This window comes from Candidatus Spongiihabitans sp., from assembly GCF_965237845.1.
Classification (GTDB): Bacteria; Pseudomonadota; Gammaproteobacteria; order Arenicellales; family Poriferihabitantaceae; genus Spongiihabitans.
Genome location: NZ_OZ250154.1, coordinates 2,279,546 through 2,300,373 on the forward strand (window position 1 = coordinate 2,279,546; position 20,828 = coordinate 2,300,373).

The window sequence follows — 20,828 nt, forward strand, 5'->3', positions numbered from 1 at the left end:
AAATGATGGCGGAAAAGCAAAAAACCGGTTACGCAAATTTACGCTTTTGGCGATTTGAACGCCATGCCATGAAATTTTATCATACCCTTTGAATTTCAATATGCCCAGAATATCCAGTCCCATTCTGATTTTTATAACCGGCCTTGTTTTTATGGCCAGCATAAGTTATGCCGGCAACGCGCAAGATGTCGCACAGGATGTCGTGACCAAAAGTCCAATTGATCAAAAACTATATCGTTATTTAGAGTTAGATAATCGCTTAAAGGTATTGCTTATTTCTGATAGCGAAACCGATAAGTCGGCGGCCGCGCTCGACGTTTATGTCGGCAGCGGATCTGACCCCAAGGGCTGGCCGGGGCTGGCGCATTTTCTTGAACATATGCTTTTTCTTGGAACTAAAAAGTATCCGACCACCGGTGAATACCAAGCGTTCATAAAAAACAATGGCGGCAACAATAATGCTTTCACATCGTTTAGCCACACCAATTACTATTTCAGTATTGCCGCCGATCATTTCGAACCCGCACTGGACCGATTTTCGCGATTCTTCATCGACCCCACTTTCGATGAAGTCTATGTCGCTCGGGAGAGATCAATCATTCACTCGGAGTATCAAGCGAGGAAAAAAGATGAACATCGCAGACTCTGGGATGTGCAAAAGCAGTGGTTGAATAAAGACCATCCTTTTTCCAGATTCGCGGTAGGCTCAATGGAGACCCTGCGCGATAGGGAGGAGGCCAGCGCCAGAGAAACATTAATCAAATTTTATAACCAATATTATTCAGCGAATATAATGGCGTTGACCGTTTTGGGCAAGGAGTCTCTGGATCAGCTTGAGCAAATGGTATCTGATCGGTTTTCGCAAATCCCGGATCGCGGTGTGGCGCCACCGTTATTTACCCAGCAATATATGGACGCTGAATTAATGCCAGTGCGTTTGAATTCCATCCCGGAGAAACAGCAAAATTCTGCACGCTTTGTGTTTCCCATTCCCTCTACATATGAAGAGTACCGGTCAAAGCCGCTGGATTATATTGCAAATTTGCTCGGCCACGAAGGTACTGGATCTTTGCACTCTCTTTTAAAAGATCGTGGTTGGGTTGAGAGTTTGAGTGCTGGAGAAGGATATATGGATCAAACGCAGGGTGAATTTAGCATCCGCATAAACCTGACAAAAGCGGGAATGAATCATATTGAAGACATCGGTAATCTGGTTTTCCAGACAATCAACTTAATAAAACAAAAAGAAATTGATGAATGGCGTTTTCAGGAACAAAGCAAGTTGGCAAAAATTGCCTTTCGATTTGAGCAGGAGCGTGACCCAGGGCGATTAGTGCAGTCGCTGGCGTTCAGGCTTCAGCGTTATCCGGCAAAAGATGTATTGCAGGGACCATATCTGATGGAATCGTTTACGCCAAACCGAACCAAAACACTGTTGGATTATTTGCGCCCGGATAACGTTAATTTGCACGTCTCTTCACAGTCTTTAGCGCAGTCTCTGGGGACAGATAAAATTTCCGAGTACTACGATGTAGCGTATTCGTTGACTCCCATTGAACCTGAAACCCTGAATCTATGGAAAACTAAAATAGCTCACGAAAGTCTGCAATTGCCTGCAGAAAATCCGTTTATACCGGAGCGGCTGGATTTGCTTGAAATTGATTCAGAACAAAAAGCGCCTGAGGAAATTTCAGCGGCACAACTTTCAACAGCAGCCGGGGTTACCCTCTGGTATCAACCAGACAATCAATTCGCAACGCCGCGGGCCAATTTTTATTTCAACATTATGTCGCCCCTAGCGAATAGTAGCGCGGAAAATTTGGTGCTGACGGAACTTTATGTTCGGCTAGTCAATAGCCAGTTAAATAAAATAATTTATCCCGCCTATCTGGCAGATTTGAACTATAGCCTGTATCGCCACGCACGCGGCATTTCGGTACGTATTAGTGGGTTTGAGGATAAGCAATCGGAATTCCTCAGCATCATCATTGATGCGTTGGAAAATCCCGAGTACGATGAAGACAGATTCAATGTCATAAAAGCCGGGTTGCTTCGTGAGTTAGGCAATATTTCAAAAGATTCTCCATCCACTCAGGTTGTGCATGAAATATATCGACTTTTAATGCGGCCGTATTGGACTGAACAAGAAAGGATTGCGGCGCTTGATTCTGTAACCATAGACGATGTCGCAAAATTTGTGCCTGAATTATTCAATCAAGTTACTGTAAATGTATTGTCGCATGGGGATGTTAGCCTGGAGGATTCCATAGCGCGTAGCGAGATGCTCAATAAATTGCTGAAAAACAGTGTGTTCATTGACCCGATAGAGAAGCCAAAAATACGCAAGCTGGATCGCGCAAAACGCTATTTGCGTAGTCTCGATATAGACCATTCCGATTCAGCATTGGCCGCCTATTTTCAGGGTAACGATGATTCCAGAATTGAACGGGCAAAAGTTTCGTTGCTCAAGCACTTGCTGGAGCCTTCTTTTTATAACCAACTTCGCACTGTTAACCGTGTCGGCTACCTCGTTCATGCCAGCACATTAAAAATAGACCAGACTCCGGGGTTGTTATTTTCAGTTCAGAGTCCAAGCCATTCGCCAGTAGAAATCAACAAACTGTACGATGCCTTTATTGGTGACTTCAGTGAAACCCTGGATGAAATGAGCGAACCACAATTCGATCAATTAAAATCTGGATTGGCAGCCAAGATACTACGCAAGGACAAAAATTTAAGCGCAAGATCGCAACGCTATTGGCGTGAAATCGATCTTGAGGAATATCAATTTGATAGCCGACAGCAGTTTGCTGATGCGGTAACCACATTAACCTTGCAAGACATGCAGACATATTACAAAAATCATATTGTGAATCGCGCAGGTGAGTTGTTGGTTCAATCGTGGGGCCTAGATGTCGATATTGGCATGGGCCGCATTCCATCGCAAGGCTATGTCGAAACTGCGGATGCCACCCGATTCAGACAATCGATTCAGTGACATTGACGCATGAAATTTATATCGGGAATTTATGTCTATGAACAATGCAAATATTCCAAATAAGTTAGTCGCCATTATTGGCAAAAGGCTGGTTCAACTGGGCCGTTCAGTGACCACGGTTGAATCGTGCACCGGCGGCGGGATCGCTCATTCCTTAACGGCGATTTCGGGAAGCTCAAACTGGTTCGAGCGTGGCTATGTGACTTATAGCAACGCCGCAAAAACTGAAATGGTTGGCGTACCTGAAGCGTTACTCGAAAAATATGGCGCGGTTAGCAACGAAGTCGCGCAAGCGATGGCTTTGGGTGGACTGAAACATGCCGATGCTGATTATGCATTGTCGGTTACGGGCATTGCCGGTCCAGATGGCGGCACTAAAGATAAACCGGTGGGCACAGTTTGTTTCGGTTGGGCAGGGCCAGACAACTATGTTCAGGCGGAAAAGATAATATTTCGAGGGGACCGGAATGATGTGCGTTGCCAAACCATAGTGCATTCCCTTGCCGGGCTGTTAAAAATTCTGGAGAACGCACAATCCGCAAATAATCAATGATAAATAACAAGTGCGGATAATGGACTAATGCCGCACGGTTTTGATTTACCTTTGATTTACTTGGCGGCAGTCCGGATTGTGCGTATCAGAAATGATACGAATAGCACTGCCCCCGGCCGTCGTTATCGGGTTTGACCCGATAATCCCGTGAAGACCCACGGCGCAAGCCATTTCATTTTTATACGGGTGTTATTGTATGGCCGATTTCTTCTGCTAGTTTGAGAAATCCAATAATATTTGACCTGCCCCATTGACTGCATACTGCAATAACGCTGTCCGGTAATTTAATGGTTTCATCATGCTCTATAAAATGTCTTTTGTGACTTGTTCGTTCATAGATTTCTTGGGCGCATGGTAACTTTACAAAAACACCAAGCGAACCTTGAAGGCGGCAGGGAAATATCTCGAGTAGTTTGGAAAACGATATACCCGGATTTTCTTCCACATATTTTTTAACCACTGCTAAAACAAGTCTGCTTTTCCCATATCGTGTATCATTGAAAATGTACTTGGTGTAGTCGTACCTCCTCGTTGGTCGAGATTGTGGTCCAGATTCAAAATCCCGTCCAGAGCGTCTTGTTGCATCTACACCTTCGTAGTGGTCTAGCAATCTCTCTACCACATTGTCGGGTGATTCAAACCCCTTTACATGCTTCTCTAAACGGGCGTAGGTACGCGTGGAAATAAAAATTTCGACTGAATCATTCATTGTCATTTACCCTAAATTGTTAAAGAGTAAATAGGTTAACATATAACTTATGTAAAATAAAGTTAATTTGTAAATTAAATTGTAAATATTAACAAAATTCAGTAAAATCACGGAAAAATGCCTTGTTAACACACTTACAACCAAATACAAATAAATTAACCGAGCGCTTTTTTCAAGGTGCTGCCCAGCGATGCCGGCGAATCTGCCACTGCGATACCGGCTTGTTTGAAGGCTTCGATCTTGTCTTCGGCACTGCCTTTGCCACCGGCGATGATCGCGCCGGCGTGACCCATTCGTCGGCCCGGTGGTGCGGTTAATCCGGCGATGAAACCACAGGTGGGTTTCTTCACTTTGTTACGGCTAATAAATTCCGCAGCCTCTTCTTCGGCGCTGCCGCCAATCTCTCCAATCATGACCATTGATTCGGTCGCTGGGTCGGCCAGAAACATCTCCAAACAGTCGATGAAATTCGTGCCGTTTATCGGATCGCCGCCAATGCCGATGCAGGTGCTTTGCCCGATTGCTTCCGCCGTCGTTTGCGCCACTGCCTCGTAAGTCAAGGTGCCCGAGCGGGAAACAATACCCACCGACCCCTTCATATGTATATGGCCGGGCATGATTCCGATTTTGCATTCTCCTGGGGTGATTACCCCTGGGCAATTTGGCCCGATCAGGCGGGTCGCCGAATTTTCCAACATTCTTTTCACCTTGATCATATCCATCACCGGCACGCCTTCGGTTATGCACACCACCAGCGGGATTTCGGCATCAATGGCTTCGAGGATAGCATCGGCGGCAAATGGCGGCGGCACATAAATCACCGAGGCATTGGCGCCGGTTTTTTCGACCGCTTCCGTGACCGTGTCGAATACGGGTAAATCAAGGTGCGTTTGGCCGCCTTTTCCAGGGGTGACTCCGCCGACCAGATTAGTGCCATATTCGATTGCCTGTTGGCTGTGAAACGTGGCCGTGGCGCCGGTGAAACCCTGACAGAGTAATCGTGTGTTTTTATCTATTAGTACGGACATTATGCGGCCTCCCCGCCAAAAATAGATTTGCCGGATTTGACGATTTTTACCACCTTTTCGGCGGCATCCCCAAGATTATCCGCCGACACTATCGGCAGACCGGAATCCGCCAGAATGGCTTTTCCCTGTTCGACATTGGTGCCCTCCAGCCGCACCACCAGCGGCACATTGAGCACCACTTCCTTTGCCGCAACCACGATCCCTTCAGCGATAACATCACAACGCATAATACCGCCGAATATGTTGACCAGTATGCCTTTAACATTGGGGTCGGACAAAATTATCTTGAATGCCACGGTTACCCGCTCGGCGGTGGCGCCGCCGCCGACATCGAGAAAATTCGCCGGCGAGCTGCCGTATAACTCGATAATATCCATGGTCGCCATGGCCAAGCCGGCGCCATTGACCATGCAGCCAATCGAACCATCCAGTTTGATGTAGTTCAACTCATGTTCGCTGGCCTCCATTTCGGCCGGGTCTTCCTCATCCAGATCGCGCAATTCCTCTACTTGCGGATGGCGAAATAATCCGTTGCTGTCAAAATTCATCTTCGCATCCAGTGCCAGTAATTCACCGTCTCCGGTCACCACCAATGGATTAATTTCAACCATACTCGCATCCAACTCAGTGAACGCCTTGTACATGGCACTGAGAAAGGCAACCGCCGAGCGCACCTGATTGCCCGTGAGCCCAAGTCCAAAAGCCAGTTTTCGAGCATGGAAAGGCTGCAGACCAATGGCCGGGTCTATGGCCACCTTGATGATTTTTTCCGGAGTGCTGGCGGCGACTTCCTCAATTTCCATGCCGCCTTCGGTAGAAGCAATCACCGTTACACGGCTGCTGGCGCGGTCAACCAGCATGCCCAAATAAAGCTCGCGCACAATATCGCAACCGTCCTCGATATAAATGCGCTTGACTTCCTTGCCCGCGGGTCCGGTCTGGTGAGTAACCAACTGCATCCCCAGAATATCGCTGGCAGCCTGTTCCACTTTTTCCAGCGAGTCCACCACTTTGACCCCGCCGCCCTTGCCTCTTCCACCGGCATGAATCTGCGCCTTGACCACCCATACCGGACCGCCCAAATCCCTAGCCGCCGCCATCGCTTGGTCCACATTAAATGCCACCTTACCCTTCGGTACCGTGACGCCATATTGTGCCAACAATGACTTGGCCTGAGATTCATGGATGTTCATGATTGTTTTTTCATCTTTTTAGGGTTGGGCATAATATATCAAACAAAGCCATGCGCCGCCCGGCTTTATTATTCAGTTATGCTCCCCCTTATGGGGCGCTGAAACAGCCTTATGGCGCGCTATGGCAACAATGCAAAGATTCGCGCCTGCGCTTGGGAGCCGCCGCGCACCGGCAGCACGCCGATGACGGCGGTAGCACCGGTCGCCGGCAGCGCATCAAGCGACGCCATATTCTCCACTTGGTATTTGTTGGCGGCAAGCATCACCACATGCGCGGCAAAGGTTTTGGAAGACCCGTGGTCGATGCTCAATGTATCGATGCCAATCCCCGCCACATCCCGCACCAACAACTTGGCGGCGGCAACCGAGAAGCCGGGAAAACGCATCACATTATCGCCGTCCATATTGATATATTTTTGCGGACTGTCGAAGCGCTTGTGCCAGCCAGTGTTCATGACAAACAGCGAATTGGCTGGCACTTTGCCGTGCTCCGCCTCCCAGTTTTTAATATCCGCCGGGGTCAGTTCATAGTCGTTATTCTTAGCGACCGCATGTTGCGCGTCGAGCACGACAATCGGAAGAATCAGATGCTCAAGCGCCAGCTGATCGATCGGTTTATTGCCTTTGATGAAGTGCAACGGGGCATCGACATGGGTGCCGGTATTCTCGCCCATGATGAACTTGTGCAACTGGTAGCCGCCAGTGTCGTAGTCCACCAACCGCTCTTTCTTGAACGGCACCCCGCCGGGCCAGAAAACCATATCATCGTGCATTGGCTGGGTCAGGTCGATTGTCTTGCTGGCCGTGAACGGTTGAATGGGGCTTATCGCTTGGGCAGTGGCGGCACTGAGTACCATTGCCAACGCCATTGCCAATGCCATTGCCCGGGCCATGCCAAGCGCCAGCGACTTCGACAAATTGATTGGATGTTTCATTTGACTTTCTCCTGTTTGTTGCCACGATTACATTCAATGATAACTTGAAACGACGTTGCAAAGTCACGTTTTGTTGTAAATCCGGGCTATAAATCCTTTGTTATGAATACGGCAAACTGCATATTTATCACCCCATCTATACTTTTTTCTATACAATTTACTTCCATGCACTCTGGATTTAGTGTATTTCTGTCACTCTGTAAAAACCGCCATGAATAAAAAATCAACATCAACAGGCATTCAAACCACCGCGATACATGGCGGCGAGTCCCCCGACCAGAAAACCGGTGCGACTGCGCCCAATATTGTGATGTCCAGCACATTCGTGGTTGATGAGCCGATCAGTTTTTCCGTAACCAACGTCGACGAAAACACGCCGTACATGTATACGCGCTGGTCGAATCCCACCACCCGCCAACTGGAAATCAAACTGGCGCTGCTGGAACATGCCGATCAATGCCTTGCTTTTGCTTCCGGTATGGCGGCGTCCTCGGCAATTTTGTTCAGCCAATTAAACAGCGGCGATCACCTGATAATGAGCAATACCAATTATCCAGGCACAGCGGAAATCGCAAGAGACCAGCTACCCAAAAAAGGCATTGATGTCAGTCCGGTGGATACCACCGAGTTGAAACTGATCGAACAAGCGATGCTGCCAAAAACGCGAATGATATGGATTGAAACGCCCTCGAATCCGTTGCTTCATATTATAGATATCGCAAAAGTTGCGGAAATCGCTCATGCGCATAATGCGCTGCTGGTGGTCGATTCCACGTTTGCCAGCCCGATAGCGACGCGCCCGCTGGAATTGGGCGCTGATCTGGTGGTGCATTCCCTCACCAAGTATATCGGTGGGCATGGCGATGCATTGGGCGGCGCGGTGCTGGGTAGCGTGGCGCTTGTAAGCCGATTAAGAGAATCAGGGGTGTTGCACTACGGCGGCACCCTCAGCCCGTTCAACGCCTGGCTTATTATGAGAGGCGCGGCGACGCTACCGCTGCGTATGCGCGCGCATCAGGAAAACGCTATGGCAATCGCGAACTTCCTGCATCAGGACGCTCGGGTTGAACACGTTTTGTATCCGGGCCACTCGTCCCATCCGCAGCATGATGTTGCGAAAAAACAAATGGACAACTATTCAGGCATACTGTCTTTCAAAGTGAAAAATCCTGCCACGGTTGCCGAGAAGATGATGAAACAACTGAAAGTCATTCACTACGCAGTCTCTGTTGGTCATCATCGCAGTTTGATTTTTCTTATGGATACTAAAGACCTGATCGAATCATCCTATCGACTGGAAGGCGCGGAACTGGAAAAGTACAAATCGAGTGCGGGCGAAGGGTTATTCCGATGCTCGGTTGGGCTGGAGGATGCAGAAGACCTGATCGCCGATCTCGACAATGTGCTTTGATTCATCCCTCGGTTCTTTAATTTATCCTGAGATAATTTTGCGACTTCCATAAATAGTGCAACCTGAAAACCAAACCAATGAGCTTGGCTTGGCCATTGGCTTTGACGTAAAAGATTGGGACTGCGCTCAAACACCGAACGATAATGTTCTACAGGGCAAGTATTGTTGTTGCGAACCATTAAACCTGGAACGCCACAGCGATCAGCTATTCAACGCTTATAAACAGGATCTGGAAAATCGTGTATGGGTATATCTGCCCTACGGACCCTTTGACAACATCGGCAGCTATCGCGATTGGATGAATACAACCTGCTTTAACGGCGACCCCAAATTTTATGCCGTTGTGGATAATGTTACCAAGCAGGCGATCGGTGTGGCCAGTTACCTGAGAATCAAACCGATCCAGGGCTCGATTGAAGTTGGGCACATCAACTATTCCCCACAATGCCAGAGTACCATTGCTGCCACAGAGGCAATGTATTTAATGATGAAGAATGCATTTGATATGGGATACCGACGTTATGAATGGAAATGTAATGCCTTAAACAAAGAATCCTGCAATGCAGCCAAACGCCTTGGTTTCACTTATGAAGGCACATTTCGACAGATGCTGGTTGTGAAAGGCCGAAACCGGGATTCTGCGTGGTATTCCCTGCTCGACCGAGAGTGGCCGGTAATCGAAAAAGCTTTCCAGCAATGGCTCTGTGCGGATAATTTTGATGATCAGGCCCAGCAAAAAATTGCTTTATCTGCTTTGACCAGAGATGCCTTGGCGGCACTCCAATAGACAACCGGAATTTAGAATATGACCAATTCAATTCAGATAATCGTAAAACCAACGCAACCTGAAAACCATGACGATTGGTGCAACTTATACCGAGGGTATGCGGAATTCTATAAAGTGCCGATGAATGAAGAGATTCTCGGAAATTTATGGCACTGGATTTTGGATAAAGATCATGAGGTCGAAGGATTTCTGGCCTTCATCAAAGGACAATCCAAACCCTGCGGACTGGCCCATGTACGGCGTATGCCAAGTCCATTGCGCGGCGCCGATATCGGCTTCCTTGATGACCTGTTCGTTGCTCCGCAGGCGCGTGGCAACAATATAGGTGAAGCATTATTTAAAGCGCTGAACAACCATGCAAAACAAAAAGGCTGGCCAAAAATTCGATGGATTACCGCGCCCGCAGCTTGTACGACAAACTATCCGTTAAGACGATGTGGAATACATACGAGATGGAAATCTAGTTGGAATATTCCACGCCCAGAGCAAGATATTCCACAGTTTCGGCGGGCACCTCGCCCATAACCGTGATTCTGTGATTATTTAAGGTTTTGCGGTAGGCGTGTACCGCGCCCATTCGACTTAAACCGCTCATTTTGCTTTGCCCTTCGCGTATTTCCTTGATGAAAACGGACACCGAAGATAACCCATCGGTGTACACCAGATGCTCAACTTCCCCGGCATTCATGGGCGACATTCTTCGAATATGTTTACTCAATGTATAACCGTCGGGCATTTGCGTGAGCAGCCAATCAGAAGAATCTACCGAAGCCGTAATTGGCGTATTGTTTCCGAACAACTGAAGTTCATCCTGGTCGCTCACCGCGACTAGCTGCTCATCGGTAATATCGCCTCCAATTTCGACATCGATAAATAAATACTGTTCTAAAATCTCATCCTGTTGATTGATTAAATCTGACCTCAATAACAATCCCGTGGCCTTATCCGCCCAAAGACTGTATCCATAGCGGTAGGCATCGTTGGGTATGACATTAATTTGGTGTGCCGGGCGATCGGCAATTCGGCCACCAGAACCTTCCACAAAGTGATAGTTACGTTTCAGTTGTTCAAAATCACCAGGAAGTATTTTCGGAAACCCGCTCTGGGATATCTGTCGATAATCGTACACTACGACATTTTGGTCAGGAATATAACACCAAACCTTGTCCATCCCTCGAATCACTTCCCGCGGCGCGCCGTTCAGTGAATACAGACGCTCTTGCATCATTCCATCTTTAACGCGGCGGGCAACTTCCATCGCTTCAATTTCTCCATCATGGATATAAACGAATGTGCCGGCAAAATTCACCTCGGCAGCGGCTGAATTAATTTTCATCAACCAGTCAGTCGCATCTGCCGCAACATTTTCGGATAGCAATGCAATCAGCAGAAATGTAATTAACCTTGGAGTAATAGATGAAGTAGCCATTATTTTAATCAGCCGGATACCAAATTGTAATTATTGTTGTAGTTGCTCGGCGCTGACTAACTTGGCATAGGCAATCAAGCCATTCATTCCGGGCGAAGCGGTAAACTCTGCATGCCCAACCAGCATTTCATCAAACTCATGGGAAAATTGGGTCGCCTGACTTGAGTTAAATGCTTTGCCGCTTGCGGTTAATTGACCCGCTATGCCATCGAATTTCACCGGCGTTAAAGTCACCACAGCAACAACGGCCAACGATGCCGCAATCGCAAATAATCCAATCGACTTCCAAACATCTTTGCTCTCATGTTTTCTCTCATTTTTTCTGTCATTGGAAACCGGTTTCTTGATACTTAACGGCGCTAACACGGTCGGTTCTTTTTCCAGTTTATCCCGAACCAGCGCGGATAAATCCTTGCCCGTACTGGACACCTCATCGCGAATCACATTGCCAATCAAGTGATAGCGCTTCCAGGACTTCCTTGCTGTGTCATTGTTGCTCGCGTCATTGTTTATGAGCCATTCAAGTAGCGCATTCCGCTGCTCCGGGCTCAGCTCCTGGTCTATTAGTTGTGAGATTTTTTCATTCATTGTTGGTTTCCGACAGGGTATTAATTTGCTATGGGTTTAGTGTTAAAATATTAATGATAGTTCACAAAAAAGCGCGTTTTTTAATCTTTTCGTGATAATTTTTTAGGGGTGCGAAGTATGTTAATTATTCCACCAAATCGGCTATCGCTTGTTCAATCGCTTCCCTGGCCCTGAAAATTCGTGAGCGCACCGTTCCAATTGGACAATTCATCGCAACCGCGATATCTTCATAGCTTAAACCATCAAACTCCCTGAGCTGGATCGCCTGTTTAAGCTCTTCGGGCAGTGCGCTTATTGATTGCTTAATCGCCTCTACCAACTGGTCATTTTGTGCAATTTGTTCCGGCGAATTTGACTCTACCAACCGTTCGGCGCCACGGGTGTGTACCATCTCATCTGCAATCACATCCTGAGCCGGTGGCCGCCTACCCATGGCCACCAAATAATTTTTAGAGGTATTCACGGCAATTCGATAGAGCCAGGTATAAAACGCGCTATCACCACGAAACCGTGATATTGCCCGGTACGCCCTGATAAATGACTCCTGAACGATATCTTCTTGTTCATACGAATCTTTTACAAACCGACTGACTAAATGTTTAATTCGAAACTGATATTTTTGGACTAACAGGTTAAACGCCTGCTTATCGCCATTTTGAACGCGCTCTACCAGCACAATGTCGTTTTCGTCTTGGTCCATCTGATTCAAAGTGTCAGGCTAGTTCAGAGCGTCGGGGATTTTAATATTGTGGAAGTTATGAATAATGCCATCCTGGCGTTATCGGAGCAACAACATCCAAAATAGCTAGGTTGGATTCCTGTTTGATTTTGTTCAAATATTTCATTTGGAAAACGGCGGTGTCCAGGTACAAGTTTCCTGAAAATAATAGTTTGCCATGGTCAAAACTACGCCGATGTTGGCTGAAAATGCTCAATAATCAACTGCAATGATCGCCTGCCTCTAAATTCGTTAACGTCTAACTGATACACGGCGTGTATTCGCTCTAATTGCGGTATCGGCTGTCCCGGCTCGATTGCCCTGAATGCGATTCCTTCAAAGCGGCAAGTCCCATCAGGTGGTTGCAATGTAAAACGAAGGTGATGTTTCCCTACCACTTTTTGCGCCGTTACTATAAATACGCCATCAAACAGCGGCGCGGGAAACCCCTGCCCCCAAGGCGCCGCCACGCGCAATTGCTCGGCATTATCCAAGGTGATTTCATTTTCAGACAAATCGCCGTCGGTATGGATAACACTCGTTGCGCCCGCGCTATCGAAGTGACCGGCTACGTGGTTGTGGAAGATAACCTTGAATGCATCAAAATCTGCAGCGTCAATGGTCAATCCCGCCGCCATCGCATGGCCGCCAAATTTCACGATGAGTTCAGGATATTCGGATGAAATATTTTCCAGCACATCTTTTATATGCAATCCGGAAATTGACCGGGCCGAGCCAGACAGTTTGTTATTTAGGGTATGCGCGAATGCAATCACCGGTTGATCGGTTTTGTCTTTTACCCTGGAGGCAACTAATCCGGTTATCCCCTGATGCCAATCGGGTTCGTACAGACAAAATCCATTCAAGTTTGATCCGTTTTCATTTTTGTTTTGCTTAGATTTATTCTGCTTGGCTTCATTTTGCTTGGCGGAATTAACAATACCTCGAACTATCTTCATCGCCTGGGATTGCATCTTTTGCTCAATCGCTCGACGTTCAAGATTAATTTCGTTGAGCATCTGAGCATATTCCCGAGCCCTTACGCTATCATTGGTCAACAAACATTCAATGCCTATGGACATGTCATCCAGTCGGCCGGCCGCATTCAATCTCGGCGCGATAACGAATCCAAGGTCTGAGGAAACAATATTGCGATAGTCCCTCGCGCCAACTTCCATCAAAGCGAGGATTCCCGGCCGGCCTCTCCCGGCCTTGATTCGGGCGACACCCTGAGCAACCAATATTCTATTGTTGTAGTCCAATGGCACCACATCAGCAACCGTACCCAACGCCACCAAATCCAGATACTCGGCCAGATTGGGGCAGGTTAAATTCATGTCTTCAAACCAGTTAGCCGCTTTTAATTTTGCGCGCAACAACAAAAGCAAATAGAACATCACACCAACCCCGGCAAGCATTTTGCTCGAAAAACCGCAGCCGGGTTGGTTTGGATTTAATATTGCATCGGCCTCGGGGAGTATTGGGCCGGCCAGGTGATGATCCGTGATTATGACCGAGATGTTCCTTTGTTTTAGCACCGAAACCCCTTGCACACTATTAATTCCATTGTCCACCGTAATAACCAGATCAGGCATTTTTTGCACCGCGACTTCTGCAATTTCCGGCGATAAGCCGTAGCCAAATTCAAACCGATTGGGCACAAGGTAATTGATATTGTCCGCTCCCATTGCTGTGAGGCAAATCAACCCCAGTGCCGTAGCGGTCGCGCCATCGGTATCGTAGTCGCCAATGATTAAAATACTCTGTTGGCTTTTTAACGCCGAGAACAGCAATTCCGCTGCCAGGTCACCATTTTTTAACGTATCCGGCGGCAGCATCCTTGCCAGTGGATAGGTCAACTCGGCTGGATCGGTTAGATTTCGGTTTTCGAATATTCGCTTCAGCAAGGGCGACAACATAGCGTCGGCCTCATCGACTGGCATGGTTTCTTGTTTAGAATCGGCTAGCTTGGAATCGAACTGCCGGCGGCAAATCTTTCTCATACCCTGCCAATCCATTTAAATAACTAGGTGCTTTCGTGAAAGTATAGGGAATAATACAGGGCTTATGAATCAAATTATCGAGTAAAGGTAACACGCACATTCATGGAATAACAGGTCAGGATAACTGTTCAATTCGGACTCGCATAACCCTGCCATTCACCGTATTCAGGCTTTCAACCTGCTTGAGCGCTTTCACCAGATTGCGCTCCCGGGTATTTTGGGTGAGCATGATTATGGTTACATTTTCATTTGGCTGGCCACTGCCTTTTTGTAAAATTGTGTCAATACTGATATCGCTGTCGCCAAATATCATGGCGATGGATGCCATCACCCCAGGCTGATTGATTACGCTCATACGCAAGTAATACGCCGTTTCAATCTCATCCATCGGCAATATGGGCAAATCAATTATCGCATCCGGGTGAAACGCCAAATGCGGTACCCGGTTGCCCGGGTCTGTCGTGATCGTTCGTACAACATCTATCAGATCAGCAACTACCGCAGATGCAGTGGGTTCTGAGCCTGCGCCAGCACCGTAATATAATGTAGGGCCGACAGCATCGGATTGAACCAATATCGCATTCATCACGCCATCGACATTGGCGATAAGCCGTTTTTGCGGTATCAGGGTCGGATGCACGCGCAATTCCACGCCGTTATCCGTTTTTCTGGCGATACCCAGATGCTTGATACGATAACCCAGCTCCCGAGCATGGGTAATATCTTCGCTGCTAATTTCCGTAATGCCCTCCCTATAGACATTTTCAAATTGCAGGGATATCCCGAATGCGATGGATGCCAGGATGGTCAGTTTGTGGGCCGCATCAGTGCCGTCAATATCGAATGAAGGATCAGCTTCTGCATACCCCAATGCTTGCGCTTCAGCTAAAACATCATTGAAGTCCCGACCGCTCTCTTCCATTTGGGTCAGAATGTAATTGGAGGTGCCGTTGATGATGCCCGCAAGCCATTCAATACGGTTTGCCGACAATCCCTCGCGAATGGATTTTATTATCGGAATACCGCCCGCCACTGCGGCTTCAAAAGCCACTACCAATCCCTTGTTCTGAGCCTTTTCAAAAATGTCATTGCCGTGTAGCGCAATTAACGCTTTGTTCGCGGTCACTATGTGTTTGCCGTTGTCTAATGCGGTCATCACCGCTTCCAGAGGCATGTTGTCCCCGCCGACAAGTTCAACTACAATTTCAATATCGGGATGATTGACAATCTCAAATGGATCCCGGGTCAAGTGCAGCGCGGATGTGTCAACCGCACGTGGCTTTGAGATATCTTGCACTGCTGCCGCGATTACGTGGATTTGCCGCCCCGCTCGTCGGGTGATCTCTTCGGCGTTTCGTTGCAGTACTGATAACGTGCCGCTACCGACTGTGCCTAAACCAATCAGGCCGATATTTACTGCTTTCACAATTATTTTAAGTATCCCCTTGCGGGAGAATTAAATTGAATAGTTGGTAAACTGTGGCTTTAATTTTTTATCCCTCAGTCCAAATTTTAGGCCAATTTTAGAATGAAACTTCTGCTTAACAATCCCGATCAATTTCAAATAATCCGCTCCTGTGAAAAAAGCGGGCATAGGTATCAAATCAGGATTGGCGATACACTTTACCAAGAGAGCATGATTTTAACATCGGAAAAACTGGAAATGTGGCCAATATCTCAGGTTTCTGATTTGAAAAATGAGGATTTTGTGCATTTTGCAAATCTTGGCGCCGAAGTCCTGATTCTTGGAACCGGAAACACTATGGTTTTCCCTGACCCGGTGATTACCCAGGCATTGATGGAGAAAGGCATTGGTATGGAGGTAATGGACACCGCAGCCGCTTGCCGAACCTACAATATTCTCATCAGCGATGGGCGTAGCGTCGTTGCGGGATTGATGCTCTAAAACGATCCAGACTCCATTAGCGCATTAAATTGAACTCTCGGTTGTAAATGTGTTCTATATTGCAAATTAAATCCACACACTTATACATTATGAAACGAATTTTTATCGTACTCGCTTTCGTGGTTGCTGCGCTGGCATTGATCAAATTGGCGACTAGTCAATCTGAATCCATCACCGCCCAGGTCATAACCGAACCGGATAGCAGCACTACAGAAAAAAACACCGATCACTCGGGGTTGGCAGTAGCGACCTTTGCTGGCGGCTGTTTTTGGTGCATTGAGTCTACATTTGAAAAACTGGAGGGCGTTAGTGAGGCGGTATCCGGCTATAGCGGCGGTCATACGGACAACCCAACCTACCGTGAAGTCGGAGGCGGAAACACCGGGCATACTGAATCCGTACAAATTTTCTACGACCCGAAAGTGGTGTCTTACGAAGCGTTGCTGCACCAATTCTGGAAAGATATCGATCCCACCGATGCCGACGGCCAATTTGTCGATCGGGGAAGCGAATACCGACCTGCGATTTTCTATCACAATGAGATGGAAAAAGAAATTGCGATAAAGGCACGCGATGAATTGGAAGCAACCCAGCGCTATAGCAAGCCGATATCTATAGAAATCGTACCATTCGACAAGTTTTACGATGCCGAAGATTACCATCAGGATTATTACAAGAAAAGCCCCTTGCGATATAAGGTTTACCGTCACGGCTCTGGTCGTGATCAATATCTTGAAAAAATTTGGGGCGACCAGCTACATCTGAAATACGGCGAAAAAACTTCTGCGGTTAGTCAACCCTCCGAAACGCATCCCGCATATGAAATGTATAAAAAACCTGACGATGAAGCTCTCAAAACGATGCTTTCAAAAATGCAGTACGCAGTCACTCAGCTCGAATCCACGGAACCCCCTTTTCAGAACGAATACTGGAATAACAAAGAACACGGAATATATGTCGATGTTGTTTCCGGTGAACCCCTTTTCTCGTCCACTTCTAAATTTCGATCTGGCACTGGTTGGCCGAGCTTCTGGCAGCCGATTGATAAGAGCTTTATTGTAGAAAACGTAGATTACAAGTTGCTGCGACCAAGAACAGAAATCAAAAGCAAGTATGGCGGCTCCCATCTGGGGCACATTTTCAATGATGGGCCGGCGCCTACCGGCCTACGCTACTGCATCAATTCTGCCGCACTGAAATTTGTCAAGAAAGAAAAAATGGAAGACCAGGGCTACGCCGACTACCTGGCGTTATTCTCGGAATAACAAGCTCAAAGGAGACTATGATTCATTCAAATACAGCCTTGTCAAATACAACCTTGACTGTTGCACTTAAAAGTTGGATTCGCGTTGCTGTTGCCGCATAGCTTCAAATAAAAAAACGCCGGTCGCAACAGATACATTCAGGCTGGATACCGCGCCAAGCATTGGAATCCTGGCCAGATAATCGCAGTGCTCTGTGGTTAATCTACGAAGCCCCTTGCCTTCCGCACCCATGACTATGGCGATGTTGCCGGTGAAATCGCAATCATACAGCGTCATATTTCCCTGATCGGCCGCCCCGATTATCCAGTATTCCAACTGCTGAAGTTTTTTCAGGGTTTGAGCCACATTAGCAACATAAACAATGTTAACGTTTTCAACCGCCCCTGACGCTACCTTTCGAACAGTATCATTAACTGGGCTGGCGCCCTCTCGAGGCATGATAACGGCATCAACCCCGGCACATTCAGCCGATCTTAAACAGGCTCCCAGATTATGGGGATCCTGAATATGATCAAGCACCAACACCAGTCCCTGAGTCAACCCATGCAATATAATTTCCAGTTTTTCGCCTTTAGCCGGTGACCGATCTTTCAAAATGGCGACAATTCCTTGATTATTTACCCCATCACTGGTAATTTTTGATTCTTCATGATTAGAAAATCGAAATGAAACTTTCGATTTCTCCAGCAGGGCCACAATATTTTTTGTTCGTTGGTCGGTTCTCTGCCGGTCGATAATCACCTCCACCACTTTCTCTCGATTGCGTTTCACGATGGCCTCCACGGCATGAAAACCGTACGCAATATTTGATCGTTGATGATGACGTTTCATTGCCATGCCTTATTTGCGACCCCGTGCAATTGTATTTTTGGTATTGTGCTTATTATCCGAATCCGCGGGACTTTTTTTGCCAATCTTTTTATTTCGGGCCTGCCTAGCGGTTCTACCCGATGATTTTTTATTCTGACTCTTGCCTTGTATCGCATTGCTATCCAGGGATGCGGTGTGCGAAATTAAATCGAAATCAATTTTTGCTTCATCGAGATCAACCCGTGCCACACGGATTCTTACCTGGTCTCCAAGACGAAAACGCCGACCACTACGCTCACCCAACAATTGATATCGAGCGGGATCAAAATGGTAATAATCATTTCCCAGGCCGGTAACATGCACCAAACCGTCCACGAATATTTCGTTTAACTGAACGAATATTCCGAACTCTTTTACCCCGGAAATTATTCCCTCAAATTCCTGTCCAACTTTTTCCTGCATAAATTCCGCCTTCAGCCAGGAAATCACATCTCGGGTGGCATCGTCTGCCCTGCGCTCGGTAAACGAACAATGTTCACCAATTTGACTGATGCTGATTCCGGCTGGTCCAATCTTCCGGGCTTTACCCTTATTTAAAACCCGGCTTAAAACCTGGCTAATTTGTCGGTGAACTACCAAGTCGCAATATCGGCGAATGGGGGAAGTGAAGTGGCAATAAATCGGAAAGGCCAGTGCAAAATGACCGATTTGGTCTGTGCTATACACAGCTTGACTCAAACTGCGTAACAAGACGGCTTGCACCACCCCCGCAATATCACCTCGGTGGGCCACACTGGCTACCAGTTTGGAATAATCCCTGGTTTTGGGTCGGTCGCCTCCGTCCAGGGTCAACCCCAACCCGCCAAGAAACTTTCGCAAATTATGCAGCGCATCAATTTCCGGGCCTTCATGGTTGCGATAAATTGCATTGTCGCCTTCATGGGCTTGTAAAAACTCTGCGGCACATACATTGGCTGCCAACATACATTCTTCTATCAATCGATGCGCATCATTTCTTTGCCGGACAGATATCCGGCTAATCCGTTTTTTATCATCGAATTCGATGTAGGGTTCTGGAAATTCAAACTCAACGGCGCCTCGAATATCACGTTTTTTCCGAAGACACAGACTCATTTGATAGAGATGATCAAGATGTGGGGTCATCGATGCCCATGCCCGCCGCTGATTTCGATCTTTTTCAACAACAATCGCATTTACCCGTTCATAGGTTAATCTGGCCTGTGAGCGCATCAATCCGGGATAAAACTGAAAATGCCTCACTGCACCATTATTGGCTATTTGCATATCGCAAACCATGCAGTATCGATCTTCATCAGGCTTAAGGGAACAAATACCATTGGACAGATTTTCCGGCAACATCGGCACCACCCGATTTGGAAAATACACCGAATTGCCACGCGCATAGGCTTCACTATCCAACGCACTGTCTGCCTTGACATAGTGACTCACATCGGCAATGGCAACGACCAGCCGCCATCCTGCCAGCCGCCGTCCCGAAGTGAGCGGCTCACAGTAAACCGCATCGTCGAAATCCTGTGCGTCACTGCCATCGATAGTAACCAGCGGTAAATCTCGAATATCCTTTCTGTTCGATTCAGGACTCGCCCCGCTTACATTATCCTTGAATAAATCACCCATGGCATCCAGTTGCTCATCCACTGCTCGGGGCCAGCTATGGGGTATTTCGTGTTTTCGCAACGCGATCTCGATTTCCATGCCCGGAGCTAAATCTCGACCCACAACTTCGATAATCTCTCCAACGGCATGCTGATGCTCGATCGGATGCTTGCGTATTCGAGCGACCACAATATCTCCATTTTTTGCGCCATTGAAGCGATTATCAGGAATACTGATATCTCGCGCAAAGCGCAGGTCATCGGGCTCTACGAATCCAATGCCGCCTTGTAAATGAAAATGCCCGACAATTTCACGGTCCCGCTCCATTAATACCTCGACAATCACCCCCTCTTTTCGTCCGCGATTGTCAATACGTTTGGTTTTCGCCAACACTCGATCACCATGCAATACTTTTCGCATTTGATTGTGATGCAAATACAGGTCGCCACCGCCTTGGTCTGGTCCTTGGTCAGGAATGACAAACCCGAACCCTTTTGCGTGCCCGACCACCCTTCCAACCACAATATCCATTTTTTCGGGCAGACCGTATCGTTTTTTGCGATCAATCAATAGATACCCATTTTTACTCATTCTGTTTAACCGTCCCGACAGGGCATTGACCCCTTCCTGACTTAAAATATCGAAGTGTTCACAAATAGGCTGAAGCGCAGCAGGCTGGTTTCTGTGGGAAAGATATTCAAGTATCTGCAATCTCGAAGCAACAGGCGCTCCGCTGGAGTCTGCTGATCTGTAACCCGATTTAGTGGAATCCTGAGCTGCTTTTTCTTTCATTCCTTTTTTATTCCTGCAGGAGACATCTGGCACCATCAAACATGTTGATATGAGGCATAATTAAA

General features: G+C 47.4%; 18 protein-coding genes. 7 read left to right on the forward strand and 11 right to left on the reverse strand.

Translation table 11 applies throughout. The features are described from left to right. Window positions 1-100 precede the first annotated feature (100 nt). Both ACPXXB_RS10845 and ACPXXB_RS10850 read left to right on the forward strand, forming a co-directional pair. Window positions 101-2,998, forward strand: a complete 2,898-nt coding sequence (locus ACPXXB_RS10845) for an insulinase family protein (protein WP_423907354.1) — start codon at window positions 101-103, stop codon at window positions 2,996-2,998. Window positions 2,999-3,035: 37 nt separating this feature from the next. Continuing rightward, window positions 3,036-3,551, forward strand: a complete 516-nt coding sequence (locus ACPXXB_RS10850) for a CinA family protein (RefSeq protein ID WP_423907355.1) — start codon at window positions 3,036-3,038, stop codon at window positions 3,549-3,551. A gap of 178 nt (window positions 3,552-3,729) precedes the next feature. Here ACPXXB_RS10850 and ACPXXB_RS10855 read toward each other — a convergent pair whose 3' ends face one another. The 4 genes from ACPXXB_RS10855 to ACPXXB_RS10870 all read right to left on the reverse strand — a co-directional run bounded on the left by ACPXXB_RS10855 (window position 3,730) and on the right by ACPXXB_RS10870 (window position 7,416). Further along, a complete protein-coding gene (locus tag ACPXXB_RS10855; RefSeq protein ID WP_423907357.1) occupies window positions 3,730-4,260 on the reverse strand; it encodes a hypothetical protein in 531 nt (176 codons plus the stop codon). Window positions 4,261-4,415: 155 nt separating this feature from the next. Next, window positions 4,416-5,288, reverse strand: a complete 873-nt coding sequence (gene sucD, locus ACPXXB_RS10860) for a succinate--CoA ligase subunit alpha (protein WP_423907358.1) — start codon at window positions 5,286-5,288, stop codon at window positions 4,416-4,418. Beyond that, window positions 5,288-6,481, reverse strand: coding sequence for an ADP-forming succinate--CoA ligase subunit beta (gene sucC, locus ACPXXB_RS10865; RefSeq protein WP_423907360.1), 1,194 nt, complete (start codon window positions 6,479-6,481; stop codon window positions 5,288-5,290). Before sucC ends, sucD begins: the two co-directional genes overlap by 1 nt. Window positions 6,482-6,600: 119 nt before the next feature. Beyond that, a complete protein-coding gene (locus ACPXXB_RS10870; protein ID WP_423907362.1) occupies window positions 6,601-7,416 on the reverse strand; it encodes a cyclase family protein in 816 nt (271 codons plus the stop codon). 211 nt (window positions 7,417-7,627) lie between these two features. Between ACPXXB_RS10870 and ACPXXB_RS10875 the strand changes: the two genes are divergently transcribed. The 3 genes from ACPXXB_RS10875 (at window position 7,628) to ACPXXB_RS10885 (ending at window position 10,139) form a co-directional block, all read left to right on the forward strand. Next, on the forward strand, window positions 7,628-8,827 hold the full coding sequence (locus ACPXXB_RS10875) for a trans-sulfuration enzyme family protein (protein ID WP_423907364.1): 1,200 nt from the start codon (window positions 7,628-7,630) through the stop codon (window positions 8,825-8,827). Between the two features lie 55 nt (window positions 8,828-8,882). After that, window positions 8,883-9,614, forward strand: coding sequence for a GNAT family N-acetyltransferase (locus tag ACPXXB_RS10880; RefSeq protein WP_423907366.1), 732 nt, complete (start codon window positions 8,883-8,885; stop codon window positions 9,612-9,614). A gap of 120 nt (window positions 9,615-9,734) precedes the next feature. After that, window positions 9,735-10,139, forward strand: a complete 405-nt coding sequence (locus ACPXXB_RS10885) for a GNAT family N-acetyltransferase (RefSeq protein WP_423907367.1) — start codon at window positions 9,735-9,737, stop codon at window positions 10,137-10,139. Here ACPXXB_RS10885 and ACPXXB_RS10890 read toward each other — a convergent pair. From ACPXXB_RS10890 to ACPXXB_RS10910, 5 genes are all read right to left on the reverse strand, one after another. After that, on the reverse strand, window positions 10,075-11,043 hold the full coding sequence (locus tag ACPXXB_RS10890; protein WP_423907369.1) for a MucB/RseB C-terminal domain-containing protein: 969 nt from the start codon (window positions 11,041-11,043) through the stop codon (window positions 10,075-10,077). The two genes, ACPXXB_RS10885 and ACPXXB_RS10890, sit on opposite strands and share 65 nt — an antisense overlap. 30 nt (window positions 11,044-11,073) lie before the next feature. Then, window positions 11,074-11,631, reverse strand: coding sequence for a sigma-E factor negative regulatory protein (locus ACPXXB_RS10895; protein WP_423907370.1), 558 nt, complete (start codon window positions 11,629-11,631; stop codon window positions 11,074-11,076). A 124-nt stretch (window positions 11,632-11,755) separates the two neighbouring features. Next, window positions 11,756-12,331, reverse strand: coding sequence for an RNA polymerase sigma factor RpoE (gene rpoE / locus ACPXXB_RS10900; RefSeq protein ID WP_423907372.1), 576 nt, complete (start codon window positions 12,329-12,331; stop codon window positions 11,756-11,758). A 206-nt stretch (window positions 12,332-12,537) separates the two neighbouring features. Further along, the gene (recJ, locus tag ACPXXB_RS10905; RefSeq protein ID WP_423911136.1) at window positions 12,538-14,292 is read right to left on the reverse strand and encodes a single-stranded-DNA-specific exonuclease RecJ; all 1,755 of its coding nucleotides are present in this window, start codon (window positions 14,290-14,292) and stop codon (window positions 12,538-12,540) included. A 175-nt stretch (window positions 14,293-14,467) separates the two neighbouring features. Next, entirely contained in the window at window positions 14,468-15,778 is a 1,311-nt protein-coding gene (locus tag ACPXXB_RS10910; protein ID WP_423907374.1) for a homoserine dehydrogenase, read from the reverse strand. Between the two features lie 102 nt (window positions 15,779-15,880). On the opposite strand from ACPXXB_RS10910, the gene ACPXXB_RS10915 reads away from it, so the two are divergent. Then, complete coding sequence (locus ACPXXB_RS10915; RefSeq protein WP_423907376.1) at window positions 15,881-16,258, forward strand: Mth938-like domain-containing protein; 378 nt, start codon at window positions 15,881-15,883, stop codon at window positions 16,256-16,258. Window positions 16,259-16,347: 89 nt separating this feature from the next. Continuing rightward, window positions 16,348-17,523, forward strand: a complete 1,176-nt coding sequence (gene msrA / locus ACPXXB_RS10920; protein ID WP_423907377.1) for a peptide-methionine (S)-S-oxide reductase MsrA — start codon at window positions 16,348-16,350, stop codon at window positions 17,521-17,523. 66 nt (window positions 17,524-17,589) lie between these two features. On the opposite strand, the gene rlmB is transcribed toward msrA, so the two are convergent. Together rlmB and rnr are read right to left on the reverse strand one after the other, a co-directional pair. Continuing rightward, the gene (rlmB, locus tag ACPXXB_RS10925) at window positions 17,590-18,354 is read right to left on the reverse strand and encodes a 23S rRNA (guanosine(2251)-2'-O)-methyltransferase RlmB (RefSeq protein WP_423907379.1); all 765 of its coding nucleotides are present in this window, start codon (window positions 18,352-18,354) and stop codon (window positions 17,590-17,592) included. 9 nt (window positions 18,355-18,363) lie between these two features. After that, a complete protein-coding gene (rnr, locus tag ACPXXB_RS10930) occupies window positions 18,364-20,763 on the reverse strand; it encodes a ribonuclease R (protein ID WP_423907381.1) in 2,400 nt (799 codons plus the stop codon). Window positions 20,764-20,828: the final 65 nt, after the last annotated feature.

Bases quoted from the DNA above. Each gene is read 5' to 3' on its own strand.
- ACPXXB_RS10845 (WP_423907354.1), top strand. From the start codon at position 101: ATGCCCAGAATATCCAGTCCCATTCTGATTTTTATAACCGGCCTTGTT.
- ACPXXB_RS10850 (WP_423907355.1), top strand. From the start codon at position 3,036: ATGAACAATGCAAATATTCCAAATAAGTTAGTCGCCATTATTGGCAAA.
- ACPXXB_RS10855 (WP_423907357.1), bottom strand. From the start codon at position 4,260: ATGAATGATTCAGTCGAAATTTTTATTTCCACGCGTACCTACGCCCGT.
- sucD (WP_423907358.1), bottom strand. From the start codon at position 5,288: ATGTCCGTACTAATAGATAAAAACACACGATTACTCTGTCAGGGTTTC.
- sucC (WP_423907360.1), bottom strand. From the start codon at position 6,481: ATGAACATCCATGAATCTCAGGCCAAGTCATTGTTGGCACAATATGGC.
- ACPXXB_RS10870 (WP_423907362.1), bottom strand. From the start codon at position 7,416: ATGAAACATCCAATCAATTTGTCGAAGTCGCTGGCGCTTGGCATGGCC.
- ACPXXB_RS10875 (WP_423907364.1), top strand. From the start codon at position 7,628: ATGAATAAAAAATCAACATCAACAGGCATTCAAACCACCGCGATACAT.
- ACPXXB_RS10885 (WP_423907367.1), top strand. From the start codon at position 9,735: ATGAATGAAGAGATTCTCGGAAATTTATGGCACTGGATTTTGGATAAA.
- ACPXXB_RS10890 (WP_423907369.1), bottom strand. From the start codon at position 11,043: ATGGCTACTTCATCTATTACTCCAAGGTTAATTACATTTCTGCTGATT.
- ACPXXB_RS10895 (WP_423907370.1), bottom strand. From the start codon at position 11,631: ATGAATGAAAAAATCTCACAACTAATAGACCAGGAGCTGAGCCCGGAG.
- rpoE (WP_423907372.1), bottom strand. From the start codon at position 12,331: ATGGACCAAGACGAAAACGACATTGTGCTGGTAGAGCGCGTTCAAAAT.
- recJ (WP_423911136.1), bottom strand. From the start codon at position 14,292: ATGCCAGTCGATGAGGCCGACGCTATGTTGTCGCCCTTGCTGAAGCGA.
- ACPXXB_RS10915 (WP_423907376.1), top strand. From the start codon at position 15,881: ATGAAACTTCTGCTTAACAATCCCGATCAATTTCAAATAATCCGCTCC.
- msrA (WP_423907377.1), top strand. From the start codon at position 16,348: ATGAAACGAATTTTTATCGTACTCGCTTTCGTGGTTGCTGCGCTGGCA.
- rlmB (WP_423907379.1), bottom strand. From the start codon at position 18,354: ATGAAACGTCATCATCAACGATCAAATATTGCGTACGGTTTTCATGCC.
- rnr (WP_423907381.1), bottom strand. From the start codon at position 20,763: ATGAAAGAAAAAGCAGCTCAGGATTCCACTAAATCGGGTTACAGATCA.